We start from the raw sequence: 20,250 nt of genomic DNA on the forward strand, positions 1-20,250 counted from the left end.
TACTTAATTACAAATATACAGTTAGAAATTTAGTTTTTCTTTAATTGAGTAGTGTTTTTCATTGGTTTTGGTTTTTATAATAAGTTCACCTATAAAACCAGCTAAAAATAATAAGGTTCCTAATATCATAGAAGTTAGTGCAATGTAAAACCAAGGATTATCTGTTACTAAGATGGTTTTGATGCCATTAAAAACTTTATATAATTTAACTGCACCAATATAAAATGCGGTTGTTGTACCAAATAAAAACATAAAAGTTCCCCAAAGTCCAAAAAAGTGCATTGGTCTTTTGCCGAATTTAGAAAGGAATGAGATTGTAATTAAATCTAAAAATCCGTTAACAAATCTGTCCATTCCAAACTTTGTTTCTCCGTATTTTCTTGCTTGGTGTTGTACAACTTTTTCTCCAATTTTTGTAAAACCTTCATTTTTAGCTAAAACAGGAATGTATCTGTGCATTTCTCCGCTAACTTTTACCGATTTAATAACTTCATTCTTATAAGCTTTTAATCCACAATTAAAATCGTGTAATTTTAAGCCAGATGTTTTTCTTGCAGCAGCATTAAAAAGTTTTGAAGGAATATTTTTAGTAACAACGTTGTCGTAACGTTTCTTTTTCCACCCAGAAATTAGGTCGAAATCTTCTTTAATTATAAGATTATACAATTCTGGTATTTCTTCTGGATTGTCTTGTAAATCAGCATCCATAGTAATCACAACAGCACCCTTTGCCATTTCAAAACCAGCGTCTAAAGCCTGAGATTTCCCATAATTTTTTTGAAAACGAATTCCTTTAACAGGTTCGTGTTCTTTGGCTAGTTTTTCTATAGTTTTCCAAGAAGCATCTGTACTACCATCATCAATAAAAATTACTTCATATAAATAACAATTGGATTGCATAACTTTTGCAATCCAATTGTATAATTCATCTAAAGATTCTTCTTCGTTAAGAAGTGGTATTACTACCGAAATATCCATATTTAATATATAATGTTATAAGTTGTAAAATTAAACTTATAAATTTAAAATTTAGTAAGTTTCTTCTTCAGATTTTTTCATGATTGCTGCAGCAATTGCAGAAACTATAAAACCACCGATTGCACTACCAATAATTGCAAAAGCAGCAATTATACCAGGAGATTGAAAGTTTTTACTCATTTCATTTGCAGCTTCTATTTGCTCATCTGTCATTCCTTGGTCTAGCATTGTTTGGTTTTGCACTTCCATCATTTGATTCATAAAATCTGGCTCTAAAAAAGTCATAAACAAATAACTATAAATAACACCAATTAAACCTGCTACTATTGCTACACCAACACCAACTTTAACACCTTGTCCCCATGATAAGAAACCACCATTAGCTTCTTTATATTTTTTTATAGACACTAAAATAAAACCAATTAATAATGCACCTTGTAGTATAGATACAGACCAATGAGGGTTCAAGTGCATACCCATTGCATAAATGGTTAAATTTACTAGAACTCCTGCTATACCTAAAATTAGTCCATAGTTTAGAATAATACTTTTACTGTTTGCTTGATTGTCCATTTGTTTTTTTGATTAGTTAGTTATACAAATATATTCATTTCGATGAGATAGTATAAAATTTTAATTTTTTTTTATATTTCTATCGCAACAATATATTAGTATTCAGTAATTTAAAAATGTTACAAAAAAATTAATAAAATTTTAATTGTTTTAATCAAAATAGATTGTAAATTTGCATCGGCAAGTTCTACACAACTAGCTCCCTTTGAATCCTCCAGGGCGGGAACGCAGCAAAGGTATTAGGTTGTAGCGGTGTGATGTAGGTAGCTTGCCATTTTTTGTACCCGATAGTTTCTTACAAATACTTCTTTTAACTTTACACAATTACTTTTCTAATTTTTAGATTGCTTGGTTTACTTTTTAGATATTTGCAGCAAATTAAAAGATTACTTTTAAGAATGTAATCTGTTGTAAGTATTAAAATATGTCTAAAATAGTATTAGTTACCGGTGCATCTTCTGGTATTGGTAAAGCAATTGCTACTTTTTTATCTGAAAAAGGTTATAAAGTTTATGGTACAAGTAGAAACCCAAAAAATGAGCAAGATTTTTCTTTTGAATTAATTGCTTTGGATGTTTTAAAAATTGAAACGATAAAAACGGCAGTTTCTAGTATCATACAAAAAGAAGGCAGAATAGATATTTTAGTAAATAATGCTGGTATTGGTGTTACAGGACCTATAGAAGAAACGCCAACAGATGAAATGCGAAACGCCTTTAACACAAATTTCTTTGGTGCTATCGATGTAATTAAAACAGTTTTACCTTTTATGCGTAAGCAAAAATTTGGTGTTATTATTAACACAACTTCGATTGCTGGTTATATGGGTTTACCGTTTAGAGGAATTTATTCGTCTTCTAAAGGTGCATTAGAATTGGTAACGGAAGCGACAAGAATGGAGGTAAAAAGATTCGGAATTAATATTGTAAATATTGCACCAGGAGATTTTGCAACAGATATAATTTCTAGAAGATACCATACGCCACTTTTTAAAGATTCTGTGTACAAAGAAAATTACAAAGCTAATTTAGATTTAATGGATGCGCATGTAGACACAGGTAAAGATCCTATAGAAATGGCTAAAAAAGTGTATAAAATTATCAATACAAAAAATCCTAAAATACATTATAAAGTAGGCGGAACTTTAGAGAAATTCTCTATTGTATTAAAACGAATTTTGCCAGATACTTGGTTCGAAAAATTATTAATGAATCATTATAAATTGTAATATTACTGTTTATAACTAGTAATAAAATATAGTTTTCGATTGAACAGAAATTATATTCAACTAACTATATTTGCGTTAGGGATTGAAGCTTTGTTTGAGCTCTTTTGTGAAGTATAGACAAAAAGCGAGTGCGTAAAGCCCGCTCGAACGCCCAAAAAAATAGAACACAACTAAAATAAAATAGATACAAATGAAATTTTTTATTGACACAGCAAATTTAGAGCAAATTAAAGAAGCGCAGGCTTTGGGTATTTTAGACGGAGTTACAACAAACCCATCTTTAATGGCTAAAGAAGGAATTACAGGAGAAGACAACATTATTAACCATTATAAAGAAATTTGTGAGTTGGTAGATGGTGATGTTTCTGCAGAAGTTATTTCTACAGATTTCGATGGTATGGTGAAAGAAGGTGAAGCTTTGGCTGCTTTAAATCCGCAGATTGTGGTAAAATTACCAATGATTAAAGACGGTGTAAAAGCGTGTAAATATTTTTCTTCTAAAGGAATTAAAACAAACGTTACTTTAGTTTTTTCTGCAGGACAAGCTTTATTGGCTGCTAAAGCAGGTGCAACTTACGTATCGCCTTTTATTGGTAGATTAGATGATATTTCTACAGATGGTTTAAACCTAATTGCAGAAATTCGTCATATATATGATAATTATGGTTTCGAAACAGAAATTTTAGCAGCTTCTGTGCGTCATACAATGCATATTATAGATTGTGCAAAATTAGGTTCTGATGTAATGACAGGTCCTTTAAGCGCTATCGAAGGATTGTTAAGACACCCATTAACAGATAGTGGTTTAGCTAAGTTTTTAGCAGATTACCAAAAAGGAAACTAATCGACATAGTTGATTTTACATAAAATTAGTCAGAAAGTAGAAAAGTTATTTTTTACTTTCTGGCTTTTTTGTCTTTATTCACTTTTGTACTTCGTAACTTTGCTACTTTGTAATTTATAGTAATGTATCCAAAAAAAGAACTCGCACAAATTGTAATATCTGCATGTAATCAATTCGAAATTGATACTGTTGTTATATCACCAGGTTCAAGAAACGCACCTTTAACTGTTGGTTTTTCTAATCATAAAGAAATTGAAACTTTAAGTGTAGTAGATGAGCGTTGTGCTGCTTTTTTTGCTTTAGGTATTGCGCAACAAACTCAAAAACCTGTTGCAGTTTTATGTACATCTGGCTCTGCATTATTAAATTATTATCCTGCAATAGCAGAAGCTTTTTATAGCAATATACCTTTGGTGGTAATTTCTGCGGATAGACCAAAGCATTTAATTGATATTGGTGATGGCCAAACAATCCGTCAAGAAAATGTTTTCGAAAATCATATTTTATTTTCTGCAAACTTAATCGAAAACGAAAAGTTTAAAACCAGAAATTCTCAATTAATTGGCGAAGCTTTACAAACAGCAGTTTCTAAGCAAGGTCCGGTGCATATAAATGTGCCTTTTGATGAGCCTTTGTATGAAACAGTTTCTGAATTAAAAGAATATCATTTTCCGCATATATCGATGAGTTCTTTAGATAATTCTCATATTGATTATGATAATTTGTCGAATATTTGGAATGACGCAGAAAAGAAAATGATTTTAGTTGGTGTTAGTTATCCTGATGAGGAATTACACCAATTAATAGATTTATATGCTGATGACGATTCGGTTTTGATTTTTACAGAAACAACCTCTAATTTACATCATAATAAAGCTGTAAATTCTATAGATCAATTGATATTTTCTTTGGATGAAAATCAGTTTGAAAATTTAAAGCCAGAAGTTTTAATTACGTTTGGCGGAATGATAGTTTCGAAAAGAATTAAACAGTTTTTAAGAAAATATCAACCAAAACATCATTGGAATATTGATGCTAAAAAAGCTACAAATACTTTTTTCTGTTTATCAGAATTTATACAAACACAACCAGTAGATTTTTTTAAGAATTTTAACAACTTGGTTGTTAAAAAAGAAAGTACTTATCAAGATAAATGGTTAACAATTAGAGATAAAAGAAGAGAGAAACATGCTAATTTTTTAGCCCAAACAGCACATTCAGATTTTAAAGTTTTTGAACAAGTTTTAGCTAATTTGCCTAATAATTGTCAGATTCAAATTAGTAACAGTTCAATTATTAGATATGCACAATTATTTTCTATAGATAAAAGCAATACAGTTTTTTGTAACAGAGGTACAAGTGGTATAGACGGTAGTACTTCTACGGCAGTTGGTGCTGCTTTTGCAAATAAAAATCAGACGGTTTTTATTACTGGTGATTTAAGTTTTTTCTATGATTCTAATGCACTTTGGAATAAAAATATACCAAGTAATTTTAGAATTATTTTAATTAACAATTCTGGTGGCGGTATTTTTAAAATTATACCAGGACCAAAAACAACCAACGCAACAAAATATTTTGAAACACCACACTGCTTAACTGCAGAACATTTATGTAAAATGCATAATTTCGAATATCTAAAAGCTTTTTCTACAGAAACTGTTGCGCAACAATTAAAAGGTTTCTTTGATGAAAGTGTAGAGATAAATTCTGCACAGACTCAAAAACCAAAAATTTTAGAAATCTTTACACCATGTAAAGAAAATGATTTAATTTTAAAAGAATATTTTAAATATATAAAATAATGGAATCACAAGAAGATACATACGAAGGAGAAATGAATTTGAAAGAAGGTGAAAAAGTAAACCTTGTTATAGAAACCGAAACTGGTTTAGGGTATACTGTTTTAATTAATGAAGAGTATGATGGTTTGCTTTTTAGAAGTGAAGTTTTTCAGGACTTAGAAGAAAACATGGAAGTTGTTGGTTATATTAAAAAGATTCGTGAAGATGGTAAAATCGATGTTTCTTTAAGACCACAAGGTTTTAGAAATGTAATAGATGCTGATGTTGAAAAGGTTTTAGAAAAGCTAAAAAACAGTAGAGAAGGTTTTTTATTGTTAACAGATAAAAGCTCGCCAGATTCAATTCGTTTTCATATGAAAATGAGTAAAAAAGCATTTAAAAAAGCGGTTGGTAATCTTTATAGACAAAAATTAATTGACATTAAAGAAGATCGAATAGAATTGGTTAAATAATTTATTGCCCGCCCAATCTTAAAACATTTTCATAAAAAGCATCTGCATTAGGATCTGCCGGATCCATTTTACCATAACCTATTTTATAATGGTATAATGCTTTTTTAATATTTTTACCTTCTTCATAATAACGACCAATGTAATAGTTGCCTAAAGGTGAAGAAGGAAAAAGTTTTAAAATCATTTTTCCGAAATTTAGTAATTGATCTCCGTTTTCTTTTTCGATAACTATTTTTTCTACAGCAAAAACATCTTGCTCTCTAATACCTAAGTTACTTCCAAATAAAAACTCGATATCTAAATATTTGTTTTCTAGATAAGAGATGGCATCAATTGGCGATAAATCTTTAATGTTTTTATCAAATTCTTCCTTCGAAATTGCCGAATAAATTTCAAAAACTTTTGTAATAGCTCTTGGCATTGCTTCAGAAATAGCAGAAATACTACTATTTGTATTAATCGTATCGTTTATAATATTGAAGTTTTTAATTTCTAAGCTAGAAAGTCCGGATTGTAATTGAGAAATTTTAGTCTGTTTGTTTGCCGAAAAAGAGTTCGAGTTATTTGTATAGAAGTAAAAAGTATTGTCTTCTTTTTCTAAACCAGGTAAATTATAGTTTTGTAATTGTGTGCCAATAAAATCAGAAAAAGTAGGGTTTATACATACGTATGCGTTAATGATTGGCGTTTGTTCAGCTAAAAAAGTTGTAGCTAAGTTTGCTGACGTTCCTTCTGCAATTATCGAAATAAATGGCGATGTTTTATAATTACTTTCAATCTCGAAGATTACTTCATTTCTTAAAAATTGATAGAATTTTTTATTTTCTACAGTTAAATTACCATTATTTCTATTAAAATAGGTATCTTTTTTTCTTGTGGATGTCATTTTGACACCAACAATTATTTGTTTTGGTGCTTTGTCTTTTGCTGCAAAAAGCACCGCATTACCTACATAAGCATCAAATAAGTACTCTGCATCTAAAACAATTGCTAAAGGATAATTTTTCTCTTCTTTAGCATCATATCCTTCAGGTAAATAAATTTTAATTTCTCTTTTATCATCAACATAATCAGAATTGATAGTTTTGGTAATAATTTTCTGAGAAAAAATACAAATTGAAAAAAATAAGAATATTAATAGCGGTGATTTCTTAATCATCATTTAGAATGTTTATTTTTGTAGATAAGAATCTTTTGTTCTCTTTTAGAACGTCTAAAATACAAAAATATGATACAACCCGAGTGGAAAACTGTTAAAGAATACGAAGATATTACCTATAAAAAATGCAACGGTGTTGCTAGAATAGCGTTTAATAGACCAAATGTAAGAAACGCATTTAGACCAAAAACTACTAAAGAATTGTACGATGCATTTTATGATGCTGGCGAAGATACAAGCGTTGGTGTTGTTTTATTGTCTGCAGAAGGGCCAAGTACAAAAGATGGTGTTTATTCTTTTTGTTCTGGCGGAGATCAAAAAGCACGCGGACATCAAGGGTATGTTGGTGAAGATGGTTATCACAGATTAAATATATTAGAAGTACAACGTTTAATTCGTTTTATGCCAAAAGCGGTTATTTGTGTTGTACCAGGTTGGGCAGTTGGTGGCGGACATAGTTTACATGTTGTTTGCGATTTAACTTTAGCATCTAAAGAACATGCAATTTTTAAACAAACAGATGCAGATGTAACTTCTTTTGATGGTGGTTATGGTTCTGCATATTTGGCAAAAATGGTTGGTCAGAAAAAAGCTAGAGAAATTTTCTTTTTAGGTAGAAACTATTCTGCACAAGAAGCTTATGAAATGGGAATGGTAAATGCTGTAATTCCGCATGATGAATTAGAAGATACTGCATATCAATGGGCACAAGAAATTTTAGAAAAATCGCCTACTTCTATAAAAATGCTAAAATTTGCAATGAATCTAACTGACGACGGTATGGTTGGGCAACAAGTTTTTGCCGGAGAAGCAACTCGTTTAGCCTACATGACAGATGAAGCTAAAGAAGGAAGAGATGCGTTTCTTGAAAAAAGAAAACCTAACTTTCCAAAAAAATGGATTCCATAGCTAATAATAAATTTTAGAATAACGAGATTATTTAATCTTGTAATTTGATATGAATACGTCACAATTAATTACAATGAAACCACAAATAGTAACATTTCTTATAAAATGTCCAGATCAAAAAGGATTATTGGCAAAAATTACCAATTTCTTTTACGAACGCTCTTTTAATATTGTTAGTTGTCAACAATATGTAAATGCCACAGAGAACACATATTTTATGAGAATTCGTTTAGATGCAGAAGGTGCAGAAATTTCTAGAGTTGTTTTAGAAAATAGTTTTGTAGAGTTGTCTGAACCTTTACAAATAGATTGGTCTGTATATTATGGTGATGATAGACAAAATGTAGCCATTATGGTTTCTCATACAAGTCATAATTTATATGATTTGCTGTCTAGAAACAAAGAAGGTTTATTAGATTGTAATGTAAAGTTAATTATAAGTAATCATGATAAATTAAGACATATTGCAGAAATGTTTAATGTGCCTTATTATTATTTGCCAGTAACAAAAGATACAAAAGAAGCGCAAGAAGCGCAGGTAATGAAGTTATTAGATGACAATGAAATTGATTTGACAATAATGGCACGTTACATGCAAATTTTATCTTCTAACTTTATTAACAAATATCCAGAAAGAATAATTAATATTCATCATTCTTTTTTACCAGCTTTTCAAGGTGCAAATCCTTATAAAAAAGCCTATGAAAGAGGTGTAAAGTTAATTGGAGCAACAGCACATTATGCTACAGAAGATTTAGATGAAGGCCCAATTATCGAGCAAGATGTAGAACCTGTTACACACGAAAGTACACCGTTTACGTTAAAAAGAATTGGTGCAGATATAGAAAAGTTGGTTTTAGCAAGAGCAGTTAAAAATCATTTAAATCATCAAATAATAGTTTCAGGAAATAGAGCTATTGTTTTTCCAGAAGCAGGAGAATAATTTTTAATTATAAATGATCAATTACGGGTGTAATATTCGTAATTAAAATTAGTAATTGAGTATGAAAATAATTTGTATTGGGCGCAATTACGCAAAACATATAGAAGAATTGGCGAATGAAAAACCAGAAAATCCTGTTGTTTTTTTAAAACCAGATTCAGCAATTTTACCTAGAAAAAACCCTTTTTTCATTCCGCCTTTTTCTAATGATGTTCATTACGAAGTAGAGGTTTTAGTAAAGATAAACAAAGTAGGTAAACATATAGACACAAAGTTTGCGCATAAATATTATGATGAAATTGGTTTAGGAATCGATTTAACAGCAAGAGATGTACAAGCTAAATGCAAAGAGAAAGGATTGCCTTGGGAAAAAGCAAAAGCTTTTGATGGAAGCGCAGTTGTTGGTGAGTTCTATCCGAAGGAAAACTTTGATTTAGAAAATTTAAATTTTCAATTGTATAAAAATGATGCCATAGTACAAGACGGAAACACTAATGCAATGTTGTGGAAAATTGATGAATTAATTGCATATGTTTCTCAATATTTTACATTAAAAAAAGGAGATATTATTTATACAGGTACACCAGCTGGTGTTGGCAAAGTTGCCGAAAATGATACTTTAAAAGGGGTAATAGAAGGGAAAGAAGCTTTTAATATTAGAGTAAAATAAAGTTGGTTAATTTTGTTTTTCAAATAATAGCTTCTGTATTTATAGGTAGTTGTTTTGTTTATTTAGCAAAACGTTATCAGAAAAATCAAACAATCTATTTTTTTATCGGCTTTACTATATCCATAGCAATAAGATTAATTTATTTGCTAGTTTATGGCTTTGTTAAAGATTTTGAAATTACCCAAGAATATAGTTACAACAAAAATTTATCAGTCTTATTAAGTATTATTATTCCGTATATTCTATTTGTGTTTTTAAGAAAAAGACTAGCAAAAAATAACGGAAACGATACAGATATAAATGAAATAGGAAAAGAATGAATGCAGAAATTATAACAATAGGAGATGAAATTTTAATTGGTCAAATTGTTGATACAAATTCTCAATTTATTGGTCAGCAATTAAATAAAATAGGAGTATCGGTTTATCAAGTTACATCTATTCAAGATGATAAACAGCATATTTTAAACGCATTAAAAGAAGCACAAGAAAGAGTAGATATTGTTATTTTAACTGGCGGATTAGGACCAACAAAAGACGATATTACCAAGAAAACAATTGCAACTTACTTTAAAGATGATGAGGTTGTAGAGTATCCAGAAGTTATTGCTCATATAAAAGCACTTTTTAAAAAAATAAATCATCCTTTTAAAGAAATTCAAAAAACACAAGCACAATTGCCTTCTAAAGCAACTTTGTTAATGAATACATTTGGTACAGCACCCGGAATGTGGTTTTTCGAAAACGAAACGGTTTTTGTATCATTACCAGGCGTACCTTATGAGATGAAAGGATTAATTGTAAATGAAGTATTGCCTAGAATTCAAAAGCAATATCAGTTACCTTATATATTTCATAAGACAATTATGACTTATGGAGCCGGAGAAAGTACTATCGCAGAAACATTAGAGCATTTTGAAGACAATCTACCAAGTTATATAAAGTTGGCGTATTTACCATCTTTTGGTAAAGTTCGTTTACGTTTATCTGCAAAAGGTACAGATAGAGAACTTTTAGAAAAAGAATTAACATCTAAAGTAGATGAAGTTTATAAATTGATTCCAGAATTTATAACTGGTTTAGATGACGATAACTCCCTAGAAAAGCGAGTAGGAGAGTTGCTAACAAAAAATAAAAAAACATTAGCGACTGCAGAAAGTTTAACTGGTGGTAAAATTGCAGCAACTTTGGTCGCGGTTCCTGGATCTTCTTCATACTATAAAGGAAGTATTGTTGCATACTCCGAAGAAGCTAAAATAAATTTACTAGATGTTTCTGCAGAAATTATAAAAGAGCATTCTGTAGTTAGTAAACAGGTTGCGTTAGCAATGGCTAAAGGTTTAAAAAATAAATTAAAAACAGATTTTGCAGTTGCTGTTACAGGTAACGCAGGACCTACACAAGATAAGACAGATAAAAGTGTTGGAGTTGTTTTTATTGCTTTTGTGTCTGATAATGAGAAGTTTGTAAGAGAGTTTGATTTTGGTCAACCTAGAGAAAAAGTAATTAATAGAACTGTAAGCAAAGCATTAGAAATTCTTCAGAAAGAAATTCTTTAAAAATTTGTAAAATTATTTTGCTCAAAACTAGATTTATTTGTAAATTTGCACCTCGTTTAGAGATAACACTAATAAAACTGTCGAAAAGATGTCTAGAGTTTGTGAATTAACAGGAAAAAAAGCAATGGTTGGGAACAATGTTTCTCACGCTTTAAATAGAACTAAGAGAAAGTTTGACGCTAATCTAATGACAAAGCGTTTTTACATTCCAGAAGAAGATAAATGGATTACTTTAAAAGTATCTGCATCTGCTTTAAAAAATATTAACAAGAAAGGAATTTCTGCAGTTATAAAAGAAGCAAGAGCTAACGGTTTTTTAACTAAATAAGTTTAAGCAGATTAAAATTATACAGAGATGGCAAAAAAAGGTAACAGAGTTCAAGTGATTTTAGAATGTACAGAGCACAAAGCAACTGGTAAACCAGGTACTTCTAGATACATTACAACTAAGAACAAGAAAAACAGTCCTGATAGAATGGAGATTAAGAAATTTAACTCTATTTTAAATAAAATGACTGTTCACAAAGAAATTAAGTAATTTAAACATATCTAGAACTCAGAATAGAGCACATAGATAAAAAACATTAGACAATGGCAAAAAAAACAGTAGCATCGTTACAAACTTCATCAAAAAGATTAAGTAAAGCTATAAAGATGGTTAAATCTCCTAAAACAGGAGCTTACATGTTTGTAGAGAAGATCATGGATCCTTCTAAAGTAAACGATTTCTTAGCAAAAAAGTAATATTTACTATATAAATATATCTAAACTACTTTCTAAAATTAGAAAGTAGTTTTTTTTGTGCCCTAATATTCCGTACTTTTGGGCGTTCCTAAAAAGGTCGCGCTTTCGGCAGTCGCTCTTTTCAAGGAGCTCCAACAAAGCCTCTATCGCTAACGCAAAAGGCTTTTTTAGTGACAATTTGACCTAACCCAACAAATGGCACGTTTTTTAACGTATTTTTTGTATAGATTAAAATATAAAAATGAGTTTTTTTAAAAAAATATTTTCAAAAGAAAAAAAAGAAACTTTAGATAAAGGATTAGAAAAGACAAAAACTAATTTTTTTGATAAACTTTCTAAAGCTGTAGCCGGTAAATCTAAAGTAGATGATGATGTTTTAGATAATTTAGAAGAGGTATTAGTTGCTTCTGATGTTGGTGTAAATACTACGTTAAAAATTATAGAGCGTATAGAAGCTAGAGTTGCTAAAGATAAATACGTTGGTACAGAAGAATTAAATAAAATTCTAAGAGAAGAAATTGCTGGTTTATTATCAGAAACAAATTTAGGTAACGAAACAGAATTTAAAATACCAGAAATACCAAATGATGTAAATGGTAATAAAATGCCTTATGTATTAATGGTTGTTGGTGTAAATGGCGTTGGTAAAACTACTACAATTGGTAAATTGGCATCTCAATTTAAAAAACAAGGTTTAAAAGTTGTGTTAGGTGCAGCAGATACTTTTAGAGCAGCTGCAATAGATCAATTACAAGTTTGGGCAGATAGAACAGATGTGCCAATTATAAGTCAAGAAATGGGATCTGACCCTGCTTCTGTAGCTTTTGATACATTAACATCTGCAGTAAAGCAAGGTGCCGATGTTGTAATTATAGATACTGCAGGTCGTTTACATAATAAAGTTAATTTAATGAATGAGTTAACTAAAATAAAAAGAGTAATGCAAAAAGTTGTTGCAGATGCACCACATGATGTTTTACTTGTATTAGACGGTTCTACAGGTCAAAATGCATTTGAACAAGCAAAACAATTTACAAAAGCGACAGAGGTAACTTCTTTAGCTGTAACAAAGTTAGACGGAACAGCAAAAGGAGGAGTTGTTATTGGAATTTCAGATCAGTTTAAAATTCCTGTAAAGTATATCGGAGTAGGAGAGGGAATTGAAGATTTACAGGTTTTTAACAAACATGAGTTTGTAGATTCTTTTTTCAAATAGAAAATTACATTTTAAATTATATCAAAAAGTCTCTAATTTTAGAGACTTTTTTGTTTTTTCACTAATTTATAAGAGCGTTTATTTTCTCCCATAAATTATTATCAAAATTAGAAAGTGCAAAATTAGAAGCATCTGCTGATGCACCCATTCTAACAATAACAAGCTTTTTACTTGGTACAATGTATATCTTTTGATCATTTTTACCGAGTGCACAAAATAAATCATTTGGTGCATTTGGTATTAAAGAACCACTAAACTCAAATTGACTTTGTGGCAGTTGGTAACTAGTTTTACCATTTAACCACCATAAATATCCATAAGATTTATTTATGTTTTGTGATGTACTCGTCGCTTTTCTAATAAAATCTTCAGAAACAATTTGTGTGCCATTCCATTTACCTTTATTCTGAATTAACAATCCAAAACGAGCCATACTTCTTGTAGTACTCCAATAAATATTTAAGTTATTTAGTTTTATCCAACTACCAGACATACCAATTTTATTTTTTAAATTGTTTTCAAAATAACTTTTAAAGGTAGTCTTACTTGCAGTAGCGATAACATCTTGCATCTTCAAATATACATTATGATATGCCCAACGATTATTAGCATCAGCAATATATTTTAAGTTGTCAGCAGAAATAGAATCACCTAAACTATCATCTAAACCAGAAGTCATATTTAATAAATTTTCGCAAGTAATCAAGTTTTCTTTATCAATAGGTATACTTGTCCAATTTTGATTTAAATAGGTACTAACTTTCTCGTCTAAACTTATAAGATTGTTGTCATTTGCGATTCCTGCAACAGTAGCAGTAAGTGTTTTGCCAGCACTTGCCCAATACCAATTAGTGCTAGCAGTATGGTTGTTAAAATAATTTTCTACTACAATTCTACCATCGTATAGAATTATAAAACCTTTGGTGTTTTTTTCCTCTAAATAATCTAGTAGTGGTTGTAGCTCAGCTTCATTCCAATTAAGTTCATTTAAAGAAATAGCATCCCAATTATCAGTATTATTATCAGGATAATAAGTTTCTAGATTTGGGGTTTCTAAATTTTCTTCAATTTTATTTTCTGTACTGCAAGAAAAAAGTAATAGAGTTGTAAAAAAACAAATAAGATGCTTCATGTAAAATCTTTGTTTTTAAGACTGTTAATTATTAAAATGGTTTAAAATTGTATATTTGAAAATATAGCTTAATTTATGAAAAAACTACTATTTATTTTATCAATCGGCCTTTTTTTATCTGCATGTGATAAGAAAGCAGAAAAACAACATAATGTAATTTTTAAAAAATATGATGAAGAAGGTGCACTAAAAGAGCAGCAAAATCATAAAAATAAAAGAATGCAATTTAAATTGTTTCAGTCTAAATATTTAGATATGAACACAGTTTTTAAACCCTTTGAAAATGATTTATCTACTTTTTCTAATGAAGATTATAATAGTTTAAAACCGTTAATTTTAGAGAAAGACATACCAACGATACAGCAAAACATAAAAAGCGGTAAACTTTCTTACGAAAAGTTAACTCTTTTTTATTTATATAGAATTAGAAAGTTTGAAAGTGATTCTACAAAATCATTAAATAGCATTATTAGTCTTAATCCTAATGTATTAAAAGAAGCAAGAGAAAAAGATCAAAGTAAAACGTCTATTTCTGATTTCTCTATTTTTGGAATGCCAATTCTTTTAAAAGATAATATCAATACAAAAGGTATGCCTACAACTGCTGGTGCAATTTCCTTGGCAGAAAATAATAATACAGAAGATGCATTTATCGTAAATAAACTAAAAGAAAACGGAGCATTGATTTTAGGAAAAGTAAATTTAAGTGAATGGGCTTATTTCTTTTGCTCTGGTTGCCCATTAGGCTATTCTGCTGTTGGTGGTCAAACCTTGAACCCTTATGGTAGAGGTCAATTTGAAACGGGAGGGAGTTCTGCTGGAAGTGGTGTTACAGTAGCAGCAAATTTTGCTGTTGCAGCTGTAGGAACAGAAACTGCGGGTTCTATAACTTCACCATCTAGTTTAAATTCTGTGGTGGGTTTAAAACCAACTATTGGGGTTTTAAGTAGAACAGGTATTGTGCCTATTTCTAGCACTTTAGATACACCTGGTCCAATGACAAAAAATGTTATTGATAATGCCATTTTTATGAATGCTATGTTAGGTTTTGATAAACTAGACTCGGCATCTAAATCTATTGATGAAGATTATTTTCAGAACGGATTTAAAAATAGTTTAGACGGAACAAAATTAGGTGTAATTAAAGGTCTTTTGTCAGATTCGATATATGCTTTAACTGTTGATAAATTAAGAAAAGTTGGTGTAGAAATTGAAGAAATTACTCCGCCAGAAATTTCTTTTGATGGATTTACAACATTGTTAAACATTGATATGAAAATAGATTTACCAAAATATTTATCTACAAATGGCGATAAAAACATAATGCATAAATCAGTAAAAGATATTACTATTTTTAATTTAAAAGATAGTTTACTTAGAGCGCCTTATGGGCAGCAGTTGTTTGACGGTATTGTTAAAGATGAAACAACTTTAAGTGAATTAGAAACAATTAAGAAGCAATTAAATAATGAAGGAATTAAATATTTAAATGCATTAAAAGAGCAAAATTTAGATGCAATCTTATCTATAAACAATTATCATTCTGGTATTGCTGCAGTAGCAAAATACCCAACACTTACTGTGCCTATGGGATATAAAGATAGTGGTGAGCCAATAAGTTTAACCTTTATAGGTGTTCCTTTTTCAGAAAGAAAGCTTTTAGAAATTGGCTATGCTTTCGAACAATTAACAAAAGTTAGAAAAATGCCTAAAAACTATCAATAGAAAGAATACCAATCATTTAAAAAGTACTATTTTTGCACTCGTTTTTATTTTTAAGTAAATAAAACAATTATAAATAAGATTTAAAGTTTTAAGTAAATACTACTTAGGCTAAAAGCTAGAAATATGCGTACAAAAACCATCAAAAAAAATAAGATAAATGTTGTTACTTTAGGTTGCTCTAAAAATGTTTACGATAGTGAAGTTTTAATGGGACAATTAAAAGCAAACGGAAAAGATGTTGTTCATGAAGATCCGGAAGATGATGGAAACATTGTTGTAATAAACACATGTGGTTTTATTGGTAAAGCAAAAGAAGAAAGTGTTGATACTATTTTGCATTATGCTAAAAGAAAAGAAGCAGGTGAAGTAGATAAAGTTTTTGTTTCTGGTTGTTTAAGTGAAAGATATAAACCAGATTTAGAAAACGAAATTCCGAATGTAGACCAATATTTTGGAACACACGATTTACCAAATCTTTTAAAGGTTTTAGAAGCAGATTATAAGCACGAACTTATTGGAGAACGTTTAACAACAACGCCAAAACATTATGCTTATTTAAAAATAGCAGAAGGTTGCGATAGACCATGTTCTTTTTGTGCGATTCCGTTAATGCGTGGTAAACATAAATCTACACCAATAGAAGATATTGTTATAGAAGCAACAAAATTAGCAGAAAAAGGAATTAAAGAAATTATGCTAATTGCACAAGATTTAACTTATTATGGTTTAGATATCTATAAAAAAAGAGCTTTAGCAGAATTGTTAGAAGCTTTGGTAGAAGTAGATGGTATCGAGTGGATTCGTTTACATTATGCATTTCCTACTGGTTTTCCGATGGATGTTTTAGATGTAATGAAACGCGAACCTAAAGTTTGTAATTATTTAGATATTCCGTTACAACACATAAACACAGAGTTGTTAAAATCGATGAAAAGAGGAACAACTCATGAAAAAACAACAGCTTTAATTCATAAATTTAGAGAAGCAGTGCCAGAAATGGCAATAAGAACAACTTTAATTGTTGGGTATCCTGGTGAAACTGAAGAAATGTTTCAAGAGTTGAAAGATTGGGTAGAAGAAATGCGTTTTGAGCGTTTAGGTGCTTTTGAATATTCTCATGAAGAAAATACTGGTGCTTATGTTTTAGAAGATGATGTGCCTGCTGATGTTAAGTTTCAAAGAGTAAATGAAATAATGGAAGTTCAATCTCAAATTTCATGGGAATTAAATCAGCAAAAAATAGGAAAAACGTTTAGATGTTTATTTGATAGAAAAGACGGTGAGTATTTCTATGGAAGAACAGAATTTGATTCTCCTGACGTTGATAACGATGTAATTGTTGATGCAAAAGAGCACTATATAAAAATAGGGGAGTTTATTGATATAAAAATTCATGATGCAGGTGATTATGATTTATATGGTACACCTGTAAACAAAATAGAAAAACCAGTTCCTTTAAACCAAAAAAGGAAATAGTTTTATAAAAAAAAGGTCTTCAAATTATTTGAAGACCTTTTTATTTTTTTGCAAAAGTTGTTATTTTTTTATGATTTTAAGAGAATAATCTAAATTATCAACTTTAATAAAGTAAACTCCTTTACTTAAATTTTCAACAGAAAATTCTGATGTTGAATTAAAATTACCTTTAAATTGCTTTACTTTTCTTCCTTGTAAATTATAGATTTCTACTTTTTTAGTATCAGTATTAATTCTAAAATTATTAAAGGTAGGGTTAGGGTAAGCAACTATTTTATTATCTAAGAAAACATCTTCTGTAGAAAGGGCTGCTGGCATATTACCATACACTTTAAATTCTCCTGGAGCTAGGGTAATTGTGCTATTAACGTTTATAACGGTTTTTGTGGCGTTATCATTTAAAAGATCATACCAAGTACCAGAAGTTTGAAATGAAGGACTAATATTTTGAGTTGTAACCCCAAAATTACCAACAATTGTTACATATTGCATTTCTGATGAAGAAGTATCCGTTAGTTGAATTTTCTTAAGACCATTAGAATTCGCAACATCTAAGGTGAAATTAGAAGATTCAAAAATATCATACTTTAGTTTTAACTGAATTAATTTAGAATACGTGTTGTAAACATCCTTTCTATCTTCCACATCAAAATAATTCCATAAAATTGGTTTATTACCAACTCTACCATTTTCGTTGATAGAAATATCGTATCCTAATTCACCAAACTGCCAAATCATTTTAGGTCCCGGAATTGTAAAGTAAAAAGCACCAGCTAATTCAACTCTGTCAAGAGCAGTTGCTAGGTTTTTTACACTATAATTACCGCTAGAATTACCAAATTGAAGGTTTTTATACATCAATCTTTCTTCATCGTGACTTTCCATGTAACTTACGTTTGCTGGTACAGAAAAACCTCTTTCTTTATAAGAAACCCAAGAGATATCAGATTTTCCATTAGAATTAAAACCTAAAGTTCCTTCACTATAATTTCCGTTATGATTTCCCCAAACCATAATTCCTTTTCCTTCATTTAATCTATAGTTTACCCATTCTTTTTCTTCTTCATTTTTACCTAAATGTTCAAAAATAATATAAAAGTTTGGATCTTTTTCCCATTGATAATCTGCATATTCTTTTAAGACATCAACTCTATCTTGTTGGTAATTTCTTGTACAAGTTTCATCATTCGCAGTACAGTTTTGAGTAAAACCTTTTGTTAAATCCCATCTAAATCCATCAATTTTGTATTCATCAATCCAATATTGTGTAGTTCTTTTAACATAATCTTTTACAGCTTGTTTGCTGTGATTATAATCGTTGAAAACACTAAAAGAATGTTTTGCCGTTGCGTTAAAAAACGGACTGTTTGCAGCTGCTTGTCCGCCAAAACCACCATTATCTGTATTGTACATTCTGTAATACGGATTTTGACCAGAAGCATGATTGTAAACAACATCTAAAATTACTGCAATTCCTCTTCTATGGCATTCATCAATTAATAATTTAAAAGAATTTTTGTTACCATAATACTTGTCTAATGCCATATGAAATGAAGTATTATAACCCCAAGATTCATTTCCGTCAAACTCACTAACAGGCATAAACTCTATTGCATTTACACCCAAATCTTGTAAATAATCTAATCTTGCTTTTACAGCATCAAAACTATGTAAAGCATCAAAATCTCTAATTAATAATTCGTAAATTACTAAATCTGTTTTCTTTGGTTTTGTAAAATTTGTTGTTTGCCAAACAAAATCTGCATCGCCAGTTCTTAATAAAGTTACAACGTTTGTAGTTTTTCCTGATGGATAAGCAGGTAAATCTGGATATGTAACATTATCAATATAAGTATCGTTATTTTCTGATAAAATTGTTGTAGAATAAGGATCTGCAACTCTTAATTCACCATCAACTAAATATTGATAAGTATAATTTTGCTGAGGCGTTAAATTTGTTAATTCAATCCAGAATCGATCTTTAGAACTATCTTTTTTTAATAAATAATTATTGTTTACAGTCCAATTATTAAAATCGCCCAATACATGTATAAATTCTTTTAAAGGCGCATAAAATACTAATGTTGCTTTTGTGTTATCTGTAGGGTTTAAATTGATACCATCTTTTAATCCTGCAGGTAAACTAGCTTCTGTAACTGTTGGTTTTACAATTGCAGAAAATTCGTTTGTAATAGTTGTACCATTATTTGTAGTTTCTAAAACAAAATCTGTGTTTTCTGTAACCGTTGCAGAAAAGTTATAATTTGTAATATTAGATTGTTGGTCTATAGAAGTTCCGTTTGCTTTTAAATTAAAGTTTGAAGTTAATCCTGCAGTTGCAGAAATAGAAAGCTGATCTCCAGAATTTAAAATTGAGTTTTTTTCTACAGGAGCATTTAAAGTCACCTGAAATTTACCAACTTCAAAAATTTTGTCTTGAGTTTTCTTATCACCGTCGCCATTTTTTGCTTTCACTAACATTCCAATTCTTCCTATTTCTGTTCTGTTATAAAAAGTAGTAGGCGTAAAGGTAATAGCGTATGTTGTATTGTTAATTTTGGTCATTTTTTGCGCTTCGCTTGAATTGGTCCAACTACCATTGTTAGGCGAATCCATTTCATTAGCATCATTTAAATCATAAGACCAAGACCATAAATATACATCTGTAACACCCCAAGCAGCAGGGTTGATGTTGTTTACAGTAATTGTTATTTCATCTGAAGCGTCAAAAGAAACAGGCGAAACAGCATAATTTACATTTTGTTGTTGTGCTAAACTTATTATTGAGAATAATAATAAAAGTAAAGAGGTAATTTTTTTCATATAGTTAATTGTAAA

Annotated in this window: 19 protein-coding genes and 1 other RNA gene; 15 read left to right on the forward strand and 5 right to left on the reverse strand. The window is 29.8% G+C overall.

What is annotated here, in order from left to right; all coding sequences use genetic code 11:
- Positions 1-21 precede the first annotated feature (21 nt).
- Both WG950_RS00415 and WG950_RS00420 read right to left on the reverse strand, forming a co-directional pair.
- On the reverse strand, positions 22-978 hold the full coding sequence (locus WG950_RS00415; protein ID WP_340933348.1) for a glycosyltransferase family 2 protein: 957 nt from the start codon (positions 976-978) through the stop codon (positions 22-24).
- 51 nt (positions 979-1,029) lie between these two features.
- Entirely contained in the window at positions 1,030-1,551 is a 522-nt protein-coding gene (locus WG950_RS00420; protein ID WP_340933349.1) for a DUF4199 domain-containing protein, read from the reverse strand.
- Between the two features lie 178 nt (positions 1,552-1,729).
- Between WG950_RS00420 and ffs the strand changes: the two genes are divergently transcribed.
- The 5 genes from ffs to WG950_RS00445 all read left to right on the forward strand — a co-directional run bounded on the left by ffs (position 1,730) and on the right by WG950_RS00445 (position 5,880).
- An RNA gene (ffs, locus tag WG950_RS00425) (signal recognition particle sRNA small type) lies at positions 1,730-1,828 on the forward strand.
- A 147-nt stretch (positions 1,829-1,975) separates the two neighbouring features.
- Positions 1,976-2,779: an SDR family oxidoreductase gene (locus WG950_RS00430; RefSeq protein WP_340933351.1), complete on the forward strand. Its 804-nt coding sequence runs from the start codon at positions 1,976-1,978 to the stop codon at positions 2,777-2,779.
- A 190-nt stretch (positions 2,780-2,969) separates the two neighbouring features.
- Positions 2,970-3,623, forward strand: a complete 654-nt coding sequence (fsa, locus tag WG950_RS00435) for a fructose-6-phosphate aldolase (protein ID WP_077809630.1) — start codon at positions 2,970-2,972, stop codon at positions 3,621-3,623.
- 122 nt (positions 3,624-3,745) lie between these two features.
- The gene (gene menD, locus WG950_RS00440) at positions 3,746-5,428 is read left to right on the forward strand and encodes a 2-succinyl-5-enolpyruvyl-6-hydroxy-3-cyclohexene-1-carboxylic-acid synthase (RefSeq protein ID WP_340933352.1); all 1,683 of its coding nucleotides are present in this window, start codon (positions 3,746-3,748) and stop codon (positions 5,426-5,428) included.
- A complete protein-coding gene (locus WG950_RS00445; RefSeq protein ID WP_340933354.1) occupies positions 5,428-5,880 on the forward strand; it encodes a DNA-binding protein in 453 nt (150 codons plus the stop codon). Before menD ends, WG950_RS00445 begins: the two co-directional genes overlap by 1 nt.
- A gap of 1 nt (position 5,881) precedes the next feature.
- Here the strand turns inward: WG950_RS00445 and WG950_RS00450 are convergent, their stop codons facing one another.
- Complete coding sequence (locus WG950_RS00450; protein WP_340933356.1) at positions 5,882-7,042, reverse strand: alpha/beta hydrolase-fold protein; 1,161 nt, start codon at positions 7,040-7,042, stop codon at positions 5,882-5,884.
- Positions 7,043-7,108: 66 nt separating this feature from the next.
- On the opposite strand from WG950_RS00450, the gene WG950_RS00455 reads away from it, so the two are divergent.
- From WG950_RS00455 to ftsY, 8 genes are all read left to right on the forward strand, one after another.
- Positions 7,109-7,948, forward strand: a complete 840-nt coding sequence (locus tag WG950_RS00455) for a 1,4-dihydroxy-2-naphthoyl-CoA synthase (RefSeq protein WP_077809626.1) — start codon at positions 7,109-7,111, stop codon at positions 7,946-7,948.
- Positions 7,949-8,021: 73 nt separating this feature from the next.
- On the forward strand, positions 8,022-8,891 hold the full coding sequence (gene purU / locus WG950_RS00460) for a formyltetrahydrofolate deformylase (RefSeq protein ID WP_340933359.1): 870 nt from the start codon (positions 8,022-8,024) through the stop codon (positions 8,889-8,891).
- Between the two features lie 61 nt (positions 8,892-8,952).
- Positions 8,953-9,561 (forward strand): fumarylacetoacetate hydrolase family protein, encoded by a 609-nt coding sequence (locus WG950_RS00465; protein WP_340933360.1) that lies wholly within the window; start codon positions 8,953-8,955, stop codon positions 9,559-9,561.
- A gap of 316 nt (positions 9,562-9,877) precedes the next feature.
- Positions 9,878-11,119: a competence/damage-inducible protein A gene (locus WG950_RS00470; protein ID WP_340933361.1), complete on the forward strand. Its 1,242-nt coding sequence runs from the start codon at positions 9,878-9,880 to the stop codon at positions 11,117-11,119.
- A gap of 88 nt (positions 11,120-11,207) precedes the next feature.
- A complete protein-coding gene (rpmB, locus tag WG950_RS00475) occupies positions 11,208-11,447 on the forward strand; it encodes a 50S ribosomal protein L28 (protein ID WP_077809621.1) in 240 nt (79 codons plus the stop codon).
- A gap of 27 nt (positions 11,448-11,474) precedes the next feature.
- Complete coding sequence (gene rpmG / locus WG950_RS00480) at positions 11,475-11,657, forward strand: 50S ribosomal protein L33 (RefSeq protein WP_077809620.1); 183 nt, start codon at positions 11,475-11,477, stop codon at positions 11,655-11,657.
- 53 nt (positions 11,658-11,710) lie between these two features.
- Positions 11,711-11,863, forward strand: coding sequence for a DUF4295 domain-containing protein (locus WG950_RS00485; protein WP_077809619.1), 153 nt, complete (start codon positions 11,711-11,713; stop codon positions 11,861-11,863).
- Between the two features lie 241 nt (positions 11,864-12,104).
- Positions 12,105-13,079, forward strand: coding sequence for a signal recognition particle-docking protein FtsY (gene ftsY, locus WG950_RS00490; protein WP_340933364.1), 975 nt, complete (start codon positions 12,105-12,107; stop codon positions 13,077-13,079).
- A 61-nt stretch (positions 13,080-13,140) separates the two neighbouring features.
- Here ftsY and WG950_RS00495 read toward each other — a convergent pair whose 3' ends face one another.
- Positions 13,141-14,211 (reverse strand): serine hydrolase, encoded by a 1,071-nt coding sequence (locus tag WG950_RS00495; RefSeq protein WP_340933366.1) that lies wholly within the window; start codon positions 14,209-14,211, stop codon positions 13,141-13,143.
- Positions 14,212-14,286: 75 nt separating this feature from the next.
- Between WG950_RS00495 and WG950_RS00500 the strand changes: the two genes are divergently transcribed.
- Together WG950_RS00500 and rimO are read left to right on the forward strand one after the other, a co-directional pair.
- Positions 14,287-15,936, forward strand: a complete 1,650-nt coding sequence (locus WG950_RS00500; RefSeq protein ID WP_340933367.1) for an amidase family protein — start codon at positions 14,287-14,289, stop codon at positions 15,934-15,936.
- Between the two features lie 123 nt (positions 15,937-16,059).
- Positions 16,060-17,412 carry a 30S ribosomal protein S12 methylthiotransferase RimO gene (rimO, locus tag WG950_RS00505; protein WP_340933369.1) on the forward strand — a complete coding sequence of 451 codons (1,353 nt, stop codon included), beginning with the start codon at positions 16,060-16,062 and terminating at the stop codon, positions 17,410-17,412.
- Positions 17,413-17,472: 60 nt separating this feature from the next.
- Here the strand turns inward: rimO and WG950_RS00510 are convergent, their stop codons facing one another.
- Positions 17,473-20,235, reverse strand: coding sequence for an alpha-amylase family glycosyl hydrolase (locus WG950_RS00510; protein WP_340933371.1), 2,763 nt, complete (start codon positions 20,233-20,235; stop codon positions 17,473-17,475).
- Positions 20,236-20,250: the final 15 nt, after the last annotated feature.

The sequence above is a fragment of the Polaribacter marinaquae genome, from assembly GCF_038019025.1.
In the GTDB taxonomy this organism is placed as follows: domain Bacteria; phylum Bacteroidota; class Bacteroidia; order Flavobacteriales; family Flavobacteriaceae; genus Polaribacter; species Polaribacter marinaquae.